Annotated in this window: 13 protein-coding genes; 10 read left to right on the forward strand and 3 right to left on the reverse strand. The window is 73.8% G+C overall.

The window, feature by feature from the left end:
* Window positions 1-110: 110 nt before the first annotated feature.
* Window positions 111-635 carry a hypothetical protein gene (locus ACFWB8_RS23075; protein ID WP_385230094.1) on the forward strand — a complete coding sequence of 175 codons (525 nt, stop codon included), beginning with the start codon at window positions 111-113 and terminating at the stop codon, window positions 633-635.
* Window positions 636-728: 93 nt separating this feature from the next.
* On the opposite strand, the gene ACFWB8_RS23080 is transcribed toward ACFWB8_RS23075, so the two are convergent.
* Window positions 729-1,658, reverse strand: coding sequence for a Gfo/Idh/MocA family protein (locus ACFWB8_RS23080; RefSeq protein WP_385230169.1), 930 nt, complete (start codon window positions 1,656-1,658; stop codon window positions 729-731).
* Between the two features lie 221 nt (window positions 1,659-1,879).
* Here ACFWB8_RS23080 and glnII point away from each other — a divergent pair, with 221 nt between their 5' ends.
* On the forward strand, window positions 1,880-2,899 hold the full coding sequence (gene glnII / locus ACFWB8_RS23085) for a glutamine synthetase (RefSeq protein ID WP_385230097.1): 1,020 nt from the start codon (window positions 1,880-1,882) through the stop codon (window positions 2,897-2,899).
* Between the two features lie 474 nt (window positions 2,900-3,373).
* Window positions 3,374-3,937 carry a winged helix-turn-helix domain-containing protein gene (locus ACFWB8_RS23090; RefSeq protein WP_385230100.1) on the forward strand — a complete coding sequence of 188 codons (564 nt, stop codon included), beginning with the start codon at window positions 3,374-3,376 and terminating at the stop codon, window positions 3,935-3,937.
* 68 nt (window positions 3,938-4,005) lie between these two features.
* On the opposite strand, the gene ACFWB8_RS23095 is transcribed toward ACFWB8_RS23090, so the two are convergent.
* Together ACFWB8_RS23095 and ACFWB8_RS23100 are read right to left on the reverse strand one after the other, a co-directional pair.
* A complete protein-coding gene (locus ACFWB8_RS23095; RefSeq protein ID WP_385230103.1) occupies window positions 4,006-5,457 on the reverse strand; it encodes a PepSY-associated TM helix domain-containing protein in 1,452 nt (483 codons plus the stop codon).
* Window positions 5,458-5,531: 74 nt separating this feature from the next.
* The gene (locus ACFWB8_RS23100) at window positions 5,532-6,275 is read right to left on the reverse strand and encodes a hypothetical protein (protein ID WP_385230106.1); all 744 of its coding nucleotides are present in this window, start codon (window positions 6,273-6,275) and stop codon (window positions 5,532-5,534) included.
* 86 nt (window positions 6,276-6,361) lie between these two features.
* On the opposite strand from ACFWB8_RS23100, the gene ACFWB8_RS23105 reads away from it, so the two are divergent.
* The 7 genes from ACFWB8_RS23105 (at window position 6,362) to ACFWB8_RS23135 (ending at window position 13,177) form a co-directional block, all read left to right on the forward strand.
* Window positions 6,362-6,940 carry a rhomboid-like protein gene (locus ACFWB8_RS23105; protein ID WP_385230109.1) on the forward strand — a complete coding sequence of 193 codons (579 nt, stop codon included), beginning with the start codon at window positions 6,362-6,364 and terminating at the stop codon, window positions 6,938-6,940.
* A gap of 52 nt (window positions 6,941-6,992) precedes the next feature.
* Window positions 6,993-7,796, forward strand: coding sequence for a tyrosine-protein phosphatase (locus ACFWB8_RS23110; RefSeq protein WP_385230112.1), 804 nt, complete (start codon window positions 6,993-6,995; stop codon window positions 7,794-7,796).
* 85 nt (window positions 7,797-7,881) lie between these two features.
* On the forward strand, window positions 7,882-9,831 hold the full coding sequence (locus tag ACFWB8_RS23115; protein ID WP_385230115.1) for a hypothetical protein: 1,950 nt from the start codon (window positions 7,882-7,884) through the stop codon (window positions 9,829-9,831).
* A gap of 63 nt (window positions 9,832-9,894) precedes the next feature.
* A complete protein-coding gene (locus tag ACFWB8_RS23120) occupies window positions 9,895-10,791 on the forward strand; it encodes a metal-dependent hydrolase (RefSeq protein ID WP_385230118.1) in 897 nt (298 codons plus the stop codon).
* Entirely contained in the window at window positions 10,788-11,834 is a 1,047-nt protein-coding gene (locus tag ACFWB8_RS23125; RefSeq protein ID WP_385230121.1) for a PDR/VanB family oxidoreductase, read from the forward strand. Before ACFWB8_RS23120 ends, ACFWB8_RS23125 begins: the two co-directional genes overlap by 4 nt.
* 37 nt (window positions 11,835-11,871) lie before the next feature.
* On the forward strand, window positions 11,872-12,627 hold the full coding sequence (locus tag ACFWB8_RS23130) for a TetR/AcrR family transcriptional regulator (protein ID WP_385230124.1): 756 nt from the start codon (window positions 11,872-11,874) through the stop codon (window positions 12,625-12,627).
* 25 nt (window positions 12,628-12,652) lie between these two features.
* On the forward strand, window positions 12,653-13,177 hold the full coding sequence (locus ACFWB8_RS23135) for a GNAT family N-acetyltransferase (RefSeq protein ID WP_385230127.1): 525 nt from the start codon (window positions 12,653-12,655) through the stop codon (window positions 13,175-13,177).
* Window positions 13,178-13,212: the final 35 nt, after the last annotated feature.

A 13,212-nucleotide genomic window follows, 5' to 3' on the forward strand; every position in this document is an offset into this window, starting at 1 on the left:
GGCCCCGGCCCCCGGCACGGGTTGCGCTGACGCGGAGCCCACCTCGCAGCACCTACGCTGGCCGAAGTCAGCCCGAAAGGGGATATAGCGCACCCGAGGAACGCCGCACCGTGAACGCCGAGCAGTCGCCGCAGCCGCAGAGCCCGCAGCACCTTCCCCCGCCCCGGCGCGGCGCCGACTGGATGTTCGGCGGGGTGTACGGGACGGTGCTCGCCAGCGGGCTGCTGGCCGCGCTGGACCAGAAGCCCTACACCCCGTTCTACGACGCCAGCTGGGTGGCCGTCACGGCGGCCGCGGCCGCGGCCGCGCACGGGTACTCGCACCACATGGCCAGCCACCGGGACGGTTCCGTCGGGCACCGGTGGCGGATCCTCGCCCGGGCCCTGTGGAACGAGTGGCCGATGATCGCGGCCACCCTGCCCACCGTCCTGCTGCTGGTCCTCGCCGGGCTCATCGGGTGGGAGTCGTACGGGGTGACGGCCGTCGGGCTCGGCCTGAACACCGCGCTGCTGTTCGCCTGGGGGTCCTTCGTGGCGATCCGGGTCGGCTACCGGCTCAGGTCCGCGGTGCTGATCGGCCTCGCGGACGCCACGATCGGCCTGGCGATCATCGTGGCCAATGCCGTGATCAAGTAGCGCCGCCCTCGCCCCGTTGGCTCCCTCGGCCCAGCCGCCAGCCTCGGCCCAGCCGGCCGGCTCGGCCCCGCCGGCCCGCTCGGCCCCGCCGGCTCAGCCCGGCAGTTGCGACTCCGCCTCCGCCAGGATCTCCGTCAGCCGCGCCCCGAACGCGGCCCCGCGCGGATCCGGCACCCCGGTACGGGCCGCCGCGAGCAGCGCGTCCAGCGCGCGGCCGTACGCGCCCGGGACGTCGCTCCAGTCCGGGAGCCCGAAGACGCCCGCGGCCCCGCGCAGTTCCAGCCCCACCCCGGCGGCCGCACTCGGGGCGCCGAGGCTGAGGACGGCGGTGCTCGCCGCGCCGGAGGCGTGGCGCAGGGCCAGCTGGACCAGGTCGGAGGGCCCCCGGGTGGCGCTGACCGAGGTGACGTCGCCGAGCACCGGGATCAGGACCGACAGGGCGTGCGGGCCGACGTCCCACAGCCCGCCCTTGGCCTTGCGCCAGGGCGAGTCGGCGTACGCGCTGGGCGCGCCGTCGGGCGGGAAGACGGCGCCGAGCCAGTGGGCGCTGGCGGTGAACCACCCCGTGCGCCCGGCCTGCTCCTCGACCCAGCCCGCGGTCGGCTCGGCGAAGCGCAGGGTCAGGAAGACGACGGAGGCGACCCGGTGTTCCGAGGCGGCCCCGGCGACCGCGCGGGCGTCCTCCACGGTGGTGGCGACGGGCTTGTCCAGCAGCAGATGGCATCCGGCGGCGGCCGCGCGCACCGCGAGCGGGGCCTGTACGTCGGGCGGCAGGGCGAAGGCCACGACGTCACAGTCCGCGAACAGCGCGTCGGGGTCTTCGTACACCTTCACGCGGTACGCGGCCGCCAGTTCGGCCGCGGCTTCGGGGCGCCGGCCCCACACTCCGACGAACTCGGAGCCGGTGTGCGCGGCGAGGGCGGGGGCGTGGGTGCGGCGGGCCCAGGGCCCCGTGCCCAGCAGCCCGACCCGGGGACGGGGACGGGAGACGGCCTCATCGGCGGCGTCACCGGCGGAGTTCAAATCGTACGAAATGCTCACCCGCTCAGTGTGCCCCACTCGTACGGCTGCCCGACCGTCAACCCGCACAAGCCACCCGACCTGCGGTGTAAACCTCGGTAACACGGGGTTCACACACGGGCAACGGAAGAGAAATCGCGAGGGGGCACGCTCTGGTCCACACCGCACGAATCCGCAGCGCCCGCAGAGCCTGCGCCGGAGCGACGCACCGAAGGATGGGGCCCGTGAGCTACAAGGCTGAGTACATCTGGATCGACGGCACCGAGCCGACGGCGAAGCTGCGCTCCAAGACGAAGATCCTCTCCGACGGCGACGAGCTGCCGGTCTGGGGCTTCGACGGATCCAGCACCAACCAGGCCGAGGGCCACGCCTCCGACCGCGTACTCCAGCCGGTGTTCTCCTGCCCGGACCCGATCCGCGGCGGGAACAACGTCCTCGTCCTGTGCGAGGTCCTGAACATCGACATGACCCCGCACGCGTCGAACACCCGCGCGCTGCTCCGCCCGATCGCCGAGAAGTTCGCCGGCCAGGCGCCGATCTTCGGCATCGAGCAGGAGTACACCTTCTTCGACGGCACCCGCCCGCTCGGCTTCCCGGTCAACGGCTTCCCGGCGGCCCAGGGCGGCTACTACTGCGGTGTCGGCTCGGACGAGATCTTCGGCCGCGACATCGTCGAGAAGCACCTGGACCACTGCCTCGCGGCGGGCCTGAGCATCTCCGGCATCAACGCCGAGGTCATGCCCGGCCAGTGGGAGTTCCAGGTCGGCCCCGTCGGGCCGCTGGAGGTCTCCGACCAGCTGTGGATCGCCCGCTGGCTGCTCTACCGCACGGCCGAGGACTTCAACGTCTCCGCGACGCTGAACCCCAAGCCGGTCAAGGGCGACTGGAACGGCGCGGGTGCGCACACCAACTTCTCCACCAGGGCGATGCGCGAGGACTACCGCGCGATCATCTCCGCGTGCGAGGCGCTGGGCGAGGGCAGCAAGCCGCTGGACCACGTCAAGAACTACGGCGCGGGCATCGACGAACGTCTGACGGGTCTGCACGAGACCGCCCCGTGGAACGAGTTCAGCTACGGCGTCTCGGACCGCGGCGCGTCGGTCCGCATCCCGTGGCAGGTGGAGAAGGACGGCAAGGGCTACATCGAGGACCGCCGCCCGAACGCGAACGTGGACCCGTACGTGGTGACCCGTCTGATCACGGACACCTGCTGCACCGGCCTGGAGAAGGACGGCCTGGTCTGAGACCGGCGCCGGTCTCGCACCGGCGCCGACCGACAGCGCGGCGCCCGTCCTCCCTTCGCGCGGGAGGGCGGGCGCCGCGCCGTCCCAGCCCCTGCCCCTGCCCCTGCCCCTGCCCCTGCGGACGGCTGATGGTTTGTCGGGATTGTGACGGCTTGACGAACCCTTGATCGCGGAATTTGAGATTCCGCTCCACCAGCTGAGACGGGGTCTGCCCCCGGACGCCTACATCTGCTTGAATGAGCGCCATGGCCAGCCACCCGCACACCTCGACAGGTCACAGCGACCTCGAGCCGTTCTGGCCTTCCCGTCAGGATCACGATTTCGACCGGGTGTGTTGCCGCGCGAAGAACGCGCCGGCCCTCTAAAGCCTTCCGGGATCTCCCACCAGACCTTCCCCGAGGCCTTCGGTCTGCGCGGTACGACGACGTACGTACGTCTCCTGCCGACCACTCCGCGCGAAAGAGCTGACCACTCATGGCCAACACCCGTTCCCTCGTTTCCGCCTCCGCCGCGACCTCGCCCCTGACCTTCCCGCCCAGTCCGCGTCACCGGCTGCGGGCCGTGGACCGGGACGAGGTGGCCCGTGTCGTGGACTTCCTCCCGCCCGGCGCCACCTGGCTGCCCGCCCCCCAGCACACCCTGCCGGCGCTGCCCGGCCAGCCGCCGATGGTCGGCTACCTGGTTCTCGTACCGGCCGACCAGCAGCCGCCCGTCGCGCTCGCCCCGCCCGCCCCGCAGGCTCCCGCCACCACCGGGGACGCCCTGGTCCGCATCGACCCGGCGCAGCGCACCGCCGAGGTGGACGGCGCGGTACTCGACCTGACGTACCTGGAGTTCGAGCTGCTGGCGCACCTGGTCGCGCACCCGCACCGGGTGCACAGCCGCGACCAGCTGGTGACCACGGTGTGGGGCTACGGCCACGTCGGCGACGGCCGCACGGTGGACGTCCACATCGCCCGGCTGCGCCGCAAGCTGGGCACCGCCCACCGCGGCGCGATCCAGACCGTGCGGCGGGTGGGTTACAAGTACGCCCCCTGAGGCGTGCGTTGACATGACGGTGGGCCCGTACTCCCCCCGGGGAGTACGGGCCCACCTGCGTTCGGAGCCTAGAGCGCGGCCTTGGCCCGGCGCGCCGCGGCGAAGCCGAGCAGGACGTCGACGGCCAGGAAGGCCACCAGGCTGATCCCGAACAGCGGGACGAACCAGCCCACGACGGCCGTCGCCGCGGCCAGCGGCAGCACCACGGTCACCGGCAGCTTGCGCCAAGCCCCGCGCGGCTGGGCGCGGCCGGCGAGGAGCTTGCGTTCCTTGGTGGGCCTGCGCAGCCACCACATCCGGTAGCCCCAGACGACCATGGACATCACCGCGACGGCGAGCGCGGCGAGCGCCAGCTGGTTCGCGAGCCCGAAGGTCAGACCCATGTGCAGGTCGATGCCGAAGCGCGTCAGCTGGGCGAGCAGGGGGTAGTCGGCGAAGCGGAGCTCGTCCATGACCCGGCCGTCGGCGGGGTCGACGGCGACGGAGTCCAGGTGCACCGGCACCTGCTTGTCCTTCTCCTTGATGACGTAGCCCTTGCCGCCGGCGGGCAGGGTGACCTGGAGGTACTCGGTGACCCCGGCGGCGCGGGCGGCCTCCACGGCCCGGTCGATGCCGACGTCGGCGGTGGGCGCGGGCGGGGGCATCTCCATGCCCTCGGTCATGACGTGGCCGGCGTGCTCGTCGGAGCCGTCGGCGCCCGCACCTGCGCTCAGCTTGGCGGACACGGACGGGGTGGCGCCGCCGAGGCCGTCCTGGAGCCGTCCTATGTTCTCGCCCGCGTACTTCGACCAGGTCAGACCGGTCGCGGAGAGCGCGACGAGCCCGACGGCGGCCCACAGGCCGACGGCGCCGTGCCAGGACAGGGTCTTGCGGCGCCCGGTGGCCTTGCGGTCGGGCAGGACGAGCAGGGCCCTGCGGCTGCGCCGGCGGCCGATCCACAGGGCCAGCCCGCCCAGCGCGATCACCCACAGCCAGCTGGCGGCGAGTTCGCTGTAGTTCCGGCCGAACTCACCCAGTTGGAGGCTGGAGTGGAACTCGCTCAGCCAGGCCCGCAGGGGCAGTGCGTCGCCGGCGGTGGTGAGCTGTCCGCGCACCCCGGCCGTATACGGATCGACGAACACGGTGAGGGTCTCGCCCTCCTCCAGCCCCGGGTCCTCCATCACCACGCGGGTGGTGGCGTCGGCCTCGGGCGCGGGCGCCACGGAGACGACCTTGCCCTGAGGGGCGGCGGTCTTGGCGGCCTCGACCTGGGCGCTGAGCGGCAGGGCGTGCCCGCCGACGCGGGCTACCGTCAGCTGGTCGGAGTAGAGGATCTTCTCGGCCTGCCACGAGCCGGCGTACAGCAGTCCGGTGGCGGCGGCGAGGAAGAGCAGCGGGGCCGTCAGCAGCCCGGCGTAGAAGTGCATCCGCAGCAGCAGCGGCCGCAGGGCCGCCCATCCGCCGGGGCGGGACGGGGCCGGGGGGCTGTCGGGTACGTCGGAGTCCGCTGCGCGGACGTCCTGAACCTCGTCGAGGGACATGTGGGTCCTAGGTGTTGGCGAAGACATGGGTGATCGGCCCCAGGTCTCGCCCCCTCGCCGAGGAGGTGCGCCGGTCAGGCGCGGGCAGGACGGCCGGGGGCCGTGGCTCGGGTCGTTCGCCGGGCGGGCGGGCCGCGCCGCTCCAGGGCGTGGGCGTGTACGGCCCCGCGCAGTGCGCGCGGCCGTTCGTACGCCGGGCGCAAGGCGGGCTCCCGCGGTACGGGGGCCAGGCGCGTGCGGAGCAGGGCCAGGACCCGGGCGAGCGGCCGGGCGGCGAGCAGCGCGCCGGCCGCGAGGACCCCGGCCAGCCGGAACACGGCGGCCTCGCCCCAGGCCAGCCAGGCCGCGCAGAACAGCCCGGCGAGGACGTGCGCGGCGATCATGCCGAGGCCGCCGTGCCCGTGGGCGTGCGCGGCCGTCCCCGCCATGCCGTCCATGCCCGCCATGCCGTCCATCCCTGTCATGCCGTCCATGCCCGCCATCTCGGGCATGGACATCGACATGCCCGTGCCCGGCATGTCGTGGTGCCCGGGCATCGCGCCGGGCGCGGGTGCGGGCTTCGCCGCCTGGCTCCCGGAGAAGACGCCGTGCAGCACGGCCTGGACGCCCAGCAGGGCCACGGCGATGGAGACGGGCCCGCGGCGGCGCCCTGCGCCGAGCCAGGCGAGCCCGCCGGTCAGCACGAAAGCGGCCAGAAGACCCGTGAGGGGAATGTCCGTGCCGGACATGTACGAATGCCCCACCGCACCCAAAGCGGTACACACCGCCGCGAACATCGCGGCCCGTGCGGCGCGCAACGGCGCGGAATTCTCGAGCATGGCCGGAACATGCTCGCACGGGGCCCGGTGACCCCCGCCGGAGGGTGGTATCCGATCATGGTCGGGTGAATCCATTGCCATGGCCTTTGCCAGTCGGAGCGGTGTACGCGGGCGGGGTCCAGCTGGGCGCTCACGCCCTGGGACGACTGGATCCGGCGGAGCGCGAGCGCGTGCTGCGCCGCTGCTCGACCAACGTCGACAACCTCGACTCCGGACACTGGGACACGCTCCTGACCAGTGCTTTCGTCGTCGAGGAGCCGATGCCCCTGCCGTACGCCCTGCTGCTGGTCGCGGTGCTCGGGTACGCCGAGTACGCGTACGGGGCCTGGTGGACCGCCGGGGTGTTCCTGCTCGGCCACACCGCGGCGACGCTGCTGGTGTACGGCGTCCTGCGCGGGGCGGCCGACCGGCGGACCCGGCGCGCCCTGGACGTGGGCACCAGCTACGGCTTCAACGCGGTGCTCGGCGCGCTGACCTCGACGCTGCCGCGCGGGGCGGTGCGCACCACGGCCCGCCTGGGGCTGCTGGCGATCGCCGCCCGGCCGCTGCTGAAGCGGGAGCGGACCTTCACGGACGCCGGGCACCTGGTGGCCCTGGGGCTCGGAGTGGGGCTCTCGCTGGCCGTCGATTACCTTTCGGGTACGAAATCTCCGAAAATCATATGAAAACGCACCGCTGACGCGTTTGCGTCACTCGCACCCCGCTGGAGCCGCCACGATGACCGCCATCCCCGCCACCACCGTCGCCAACCTGCGCGACCTGGGCGGCGCCACGCTCTGCGGCGGTCGCGCCGTCCGCCCCGGGCTCGTCCTGCGCTCCGGCCAGCTCGACCGGCTCGACCTCGACGCCGACCCGGCGGTGGCCGCACTGGGCCTGCGTACGGTCATCGACTTCCGCACCGACATCGAGCGGGCCGATCACCCCGACCGGCTGCCGGCCGGCGTGCGCCTCCTGATCGGTGACGTGCTCGCCGACAAGATGAACTCCGGCACCACGAAGATGCCCGCCGCGGCCCAGCTCAAGGACCTGCTGTCCAACCCGGCCGTGGCCGAGGAGCACCTCGGCGGCGGCAAGGCGCAGGCGCTCTTCGGCGACGTCTACCGGTCCCTGGTCAACTCCGGCTCGGCGCAGGCCTCGTACCGGATGCTGCTCACCGAGCTCGCCGACCCCGACTGCGGCCCGCTGCTCTTCCACTGCACGGCCGGCAAGGACCGCACCGGCTGGGGCGCGACGGTGATCCTGTCGCTGCTCGGCGCGGACGACGAGACCCTGACGGCCGAGTACCTGTCGGTCAACGCGGCGGTCAAGCACGCCTTCGCGCCGATGATCGAGGGGTTCACGGCGGCCGGCGGCGACCCGGACATCGCGCTGGCGCTGATCGGCGTCTTCCCCTCCTACCTGGAGGCCGCGCTGGACGAGGTGAGCACGCGCTACGGCTCGATGGAGAAGTACGTGCGCGAGGGCCTCGGCGTCCCCGACGAGACGGTCGAGGCGCTGCGCGACCGCCTGGTGACCGGCTGAACCGTCAGGGAGACGGACGCGATTTAGCCCGGACGGGGACACCGGAGACGGGTGACCATCCGACGATTCGCTCGTTCTGCTGAACGTGACTGCGCCGGATACCGCCACCCGCCCCCTGTCTTCCGAGCCTTCCGGGGCCCTCGACGTCGAGCAGGCCGAGGCCGCCATCGTCGAGCACTACCCGCGGCTGGTGCGGCTCGCCTATCTGGTGCTGCCGCCCGCCCTCGGCCGCAACCGGCGGGTGCTCACCGCCCACTCCCTGGCCCAGCGCGCACTGCCGGGCGGGCGGCGGTTCGGGGCGGCCGCGCGGGCCGCGGCCGCCGGGCAGCAGGGCGGGGTGCCGGGGCAGCGCGGCGGCGCCCCCGGCGACTCCGGATACGCGTACGTGCGCCTGCGCGTGTTGCGGGCCGCCCTGGAGGCCGGGATCCCGCTGACCTTCCGCGCGCTGCCCCGCCGCGCGCAGCTCCCGCCGCTGCTCCCCCAGGTGTGGGGACTGCGGCTGTTCCCGCGCTCCGGCGGAGCCGAGGAGCTGGCGCTCGACCAGTGGCTGGCCACGCTCGACGGGCCCGGCCGCGCCGCCTGCGTGCTGCGGGCCCTGGAGCGGCTGCCCGAGCCGGAGGTGCTGCGGGTGCTGACCGAGGTCGGCGTGGTGAACCCGGCCGCCGCCGTCGCGGAGTCCGGGGACCCGGCGAACGACGCGCTGTTCACCTCCCCGGAGTTCGACCCGTGCGTGCTCCAGGCCCGCCCCACCGACCTGCTGCGGCGGCGCCGCCTGGTGCGGGCCGCACTCGCCGCCGGGGCAGCGCTCGCCGTGTGCGGGGCGCTGCTCGCGCTGCCGGGCGGCGGCTGGGGCTCGGACGGGGCCGCCGCCCCGCTGTACGCGCGCAACGCCGCGGCGGAGCAGGCACTGGACCCCGGGCAGCTGGTCCGGGTCGCGCCCACCGTCTGGCGTACGTCCTCCCGTACCGACTACTCCGGCTGGCCCGTGCGCGGCGACCGCGCCGACGACGCCGAGCTGCTGCGCCGGGCGCTGGCCGTCTGGGCCCGCCCGGGCTCGACGGTGGTCGTCTCGGCCACCCCGGGCACCCCGTCCGGCCCGCCGATGGGACCGCCGCAGCTGCTCTTCGCGGGCGCCGTGGACCAGGCCGTCGTGGTCCTGCTCTACGACGGGCTGCGCGTGGTCCGGTACGCCGAGCCGCGCAGCGGCACCGAGATCGCCGCCCTCGACTTCGCCCGGACCGACGGCGCCTCGGCGGACACGGCCACCGGCCTGGTGCTCAGCCGGGTCGACGGCAACGTCCGCTACCTGGCGGCGCCCTGGGTGACCGGCGCCGCGCTGCGGGACCTGCTCAAGCCGGGCGAATCCCCGGCGCCGCTGAAGCTGGTCGACGGGATCACCCCGCCGGTCGGCAGCCCCGCCCCGGACGGCACCTGCACCACCTGGAACGCGCTGGCCCTGACCGGCGACGGCGCGACCCGGCTGGTCACCGACCTGGGCGAGCTGACCCCGGCGCGGCTGACCTCGGGCGCGCCGGGGGCCGAACGCGACGTGACGGAGGGCACGGAGCTCGGCGAGTGGTCGCGTACCGCCTGTCTGCTGGCGTCGGTGCGCTCGCACGGGGTCCGTTCGGTCAACGCCTGGACGTACGCGAAGCAGCCGCTGCCCGAGGGCGACGGCACCGCGACCTGGCTGTGCACCCGGGCGGAGACCTGGCAGGGCACGGCGGACCGGGTGCAGGCGCAGTTCCTGGCTCCGGGCACGGCCCCCGCGGCGCAGGCGGCGAAGGCGGAGGGCTCGCCCGCCTGCGGACCGCGGGAGCCCCGGGTGCTGGCGGGCGTGCTGTGGAAGTCGCGGGCCGGCCAGTGGTACGTACTGGCGGCGGGCAGCGCGCAGTTCGCGTCGCTGTCGGTGTCGGGCGGCGGCGTGAGCGGCGCGGCGACGGGCAACCGCCTGGCGGTCAAGGCACCGGCGGGCGCCCAGGTGGACCTGTCGGGCAAGCTCACGGACGGCACGAAGGCGGGGGTGCTTCGCTGAGCGGTCCGGGGAATCGGGTGCAGAGGGGTTTCCCTCCCCCTTACCCATCAGTACATTGACGCCATGTCTAATACGCCGCTCGCGCCCGCCCCCGTGGCGGCGGAACACATGGAACTCAAGGCCCGGAACGTGTCCTTCGACTGGGAGGACACCCCGCTCCACTGGCTGCCCGGCGACCCGTTCGCCGGGCACACCATCAACGTGCTGCACCTGCTGCTCCCGGCGGGCGAGCGGTGGTTCGTCCACGTCTACAAGCAGGTCCTGCCGTACATCGAGGACGAGCGGCTGCGGGCGGACGTCGTCGGCTTCATCGGCCAGGAGGCCATGCACGCCGCCGCCCACGACGACGTACTGCCCCACCTCAAGCGCCTCGGCCTGGACCCCACCCCGTACACGGCCCAGGTGGACTGGCTCTTCGAGAAGATGCTCGGCGACCGCACCCTCCCGCCGGGCAAGGCGCGCGAATGGTGGCTGATGGAGCGGGTCGCGATGATCGCGGCCATCGAGCACTACACGGCGTTCCTCGGAAACTGGGTGCTCAACGCCGAGGAGTTGGACCGGCGCGGCGCGGACCCGGTGATGCTGGACCTGCTGCGCTGGCACGGCGCGGAAGAGGTGGAGCACCGCTCGGTGGCCTTCGACCTCTTCATGCACGTGGACGGCGGCTACCGCCGCCGGGCCCGGACCTGGGCCACCGCCTTCGCGGCGCTGGTCTTCCTGTGGCAGCGCGGGGCCCGCTTCTTCATGGAGAACGACCCCTCGCTGGCGGACGGCAAGGCTTCGCTCGGCCGCTTCCACCGCGCGGGCCGGCGCGGCGTCCTGCCCTCGACGGGCTCCATGCTGAAGTCCATCCCCACGTACCTGTCCCGTACGTACCACCCCTCGCAGGAGGGCTCGACGGCCCAGGCCGTCGCCTACCTCGCCTCCTCCCCCGGCGCGAACGGCGGTGCGCACGCGTGAACCGCGCCGTGACGGTGACCGCCCTGGCCGGCGCCGCCTGGGTGACCAGGCGGGCGCTGCGCAAGCGGATCGACCGCTCCCCGCTGTGGCCGCTGCCCGCGCTGCAGACCCCGATATCGGGCTACTCCCCGCGCCGGTGGATCCCCACCCTGATCATGGCCCGTACGCAGCCCGCCGCGGGCGTGCTCCAACTGACCCTGGAATCAGCGGAGCTCCCGTCGTGGACCCCGGGCGCGCACGTGGACGTGACGCTGCCCTCCGGACTGGTCCGCCAGTACTCCCTGTGCGGCGACCCGGCCGCGGCCGGCCGCTACACCATCGCGATCCGGCTGGTCGAGGACGGCCGCGGCGGCTCCCGCGAGGCCCACACCCGGTTGGCGGAGGGCGCCGAGCTGGCGGTGCGGCCGCCTCGCAACCGCTTCGAGCTGGCCACCGCCCCCCGTTACGCCTTCGTCGCGGGTGGCATCGGCATCACACCGGTGCTCCCGATGCTGCGCGCCGCCACGGCCGCCGGCGCCGAGTGGACCCTGCTGTACGGGGGCCGCTCCCGGGCGTCGATGCCGTTCCTCCCCGAACTGGAGGCCTACGGCGAGCGCGTGACGATCGTCCCGCAGGACGAGGCGGGCCTCCCCTCCCTGGCCGCGCTCTCCGGGGCCGCGCCGGGCACGCTGATCTACTGCTGCGGCCCGGGCCCCCTGATGCGGGCGGTCACCGAGGCCGCCCCGGCGGGCACCACGGTCCACCTGGAGCGCTTCACCCCGGCGGCGTCGACCGGGGTCGCGAAGCCGTTCACGGTCGAACTCCACCGCTCGGGGCGCACGGTCGAGGTCGGTGCGGCGGAGACCACCCTGGCCGCGGTGCGGCGGGAGCTGCCCAACACCCCGTACTCCTGCGAACAGGGCTTCTGCGGCACCTGCCAACACCGCGTCCTGGCGGGCGAGGCGGACCACCGCGACGAACTCCTCACCGACGGCGAACGCGAGGACTCGATGCTCCTGTGCGTCTCCCGCGCCGTCTCGGACCGCCTGGTCCTGGACCTGTAGCCCCTGCGCGCACCCGGCGGCGAAGTAGGGTGTCGGCATGACAACCGGGGTGCGGCGCAGGATGGGTGTCGAGGAGCGGCGGCAGCAGCTGATCGGGGTTGCCCTGGAGCTGTTCAGCCACCGGTCTCCCGACGACGTGTCCATCGACGAGATCGCGGCGGCCGCGGGGATATCCCGGCCGCTCGTCTACCACTACTTCCCGGGCAAGTTGAGCCTCTACGAGGCCGCGCTGCGACGGGCCGCCGACGAGCTGGCGCTGCGGTTCGTGGAACCCCGGGAAGGTCCGCTCGGGGCGCGGCTGCTGCGGGTGATGGGGCGGTTCTTCGCCTTCGTCGACGACCACGGCCCCGGTTTCTCGGCGCTGATGCGGGGCGGTCCGGCGGCCGGGAGCAGCCGGACCAACGCCATGGTCGACGAGGTCCGCCGCGCCGCGTACCTGCAGATCCTGAGCCACCTCGAGGTGGAGGAGCCGCCCGCGCGCCTCGCGCTCGTCGTGCGCTCCTGGGTGTCGCTGGCCGAGACGACCGCGCTGCTCTGGCTGGACGGGCGGGAGATCCCGCGGGCCGAGCTGGAGCTGCAACTGGTGCACGACTTCGCGGCGCTGGCGGCCGTGAGCGCCGCGTACGACGCCGAGATGGCGGGGATCCTCGTACGGATCCTGGCCCGGGAGCCGGCCGACGGGCCCTTCGGCGAGCTGGTCGGCAGGCTGGCCCTCCTCGCGCCGGGCGGCCCGGCGGCCGGGGGGTCCGAGGCGGCGGAGGGGTCCCGCGGGGTGGTCCCGCTCCCGCGATGATCATGCTCTTGGTGATAATGCCCGCGTGATCATTGACGACGGGATCTTGTTCCGGCAGGCCGAGGAGAAGGACGCCGGCACGCTGGTGAAGCTGTACGACCAGGCCGCGCGCTGGATGCGGGCGAACGGGATCGTGCAGTGGAAGCCGGGCGATAAGGACGTCGCGCACTTCCGGTCGAAGATGCGCGAGGGAGAGGTGTGGCTCGCCGAGGACGCCGACGGGCGGATCGTCGGCGCGTACGAGCTGTGGTGGTCGGACGAGGAGGCCTGGGGGATCCAGCCGCCCGTGGCCGGCTACGTGCACCGGCTGATGGTCGAGCGCGAGGCCGCGCCCGCCGGAGCCGGGCTGCGCATCCTGGAGCACGCCGAGCACCGGATCGCCAGGACCGGCCGGGAGCGGGCACGGCTGGACTGCGTGTCCACCAACCCGCGGCTGCTCGCGTACTACCGGGCGGCGGGCTACCGGGTCGTCGGCGAGTTCCCCCACAAGACGGGCAAGGACGGCCGCGTGTACGGGGTGATCCTTCTGGAGCGACGCCTCGCCGTCTGACGCGGCCCCCGGCGGGCCGGGCACATAAGGCGGCG

It is taken from the genome of Streptomyces sp. NPDC060031 (genome assembly GCF_042736805.1).
Taxonomy (GTDB): Bacteria; Actinomycetota; Actinomycetes; order Streptomycetales; family Streptomycetaceae; genus Streptomyces.

Excerpts from the sequence above, each read along its gene's own strand:
- ACFWB8_RS23130 (WP_385230124.1), top strand. The coding sequence starts at position 11,872 with ATGACAACCGGGGTGCGGCGCAGGATGGGTGTCGAGGAGCGGCGGCAG.
- ACFWB8_RS23100 (WP_385230106.1), bottom strand. The coding sequence starts at position 6,275 with ATGCTCGAGAATTCCGCGCCGTTGCGCGCCGCACGGGCCGCGATGTTC.
- ACFWB8_RS23095 (WP_385230103.1), bottom strand. The coding sequence starts at position 5,457 with ATGTCCCTCGACGAGGTTCAGGACGTCCGCGCAGCGGACTCCGACGTA.
- ACFWB8_RS23120 (WP_385230118.1), top strand. The coding sequence starts at position 9,895 with ATGTCTAATACGCCGCTCGCGCCCGCCCCCGTGGCGGCGGAACACATG.
- ACFWB8_RS23110 (WP_385230112.1), top strand. The coding sequence starts at position 6,993 with ATGACCGCCATCCCCGCCACCACCGTCGCCAACCTGCGCGACCTGGGC.
- ACFWB8_RS23090 (WP_385230100.1), top strand. The coding sequence starts at position 3,374 with ATGGCCAACACCCGTTCCCTCGTTTCCGCCTCCGCCGCGACCTCGCCC.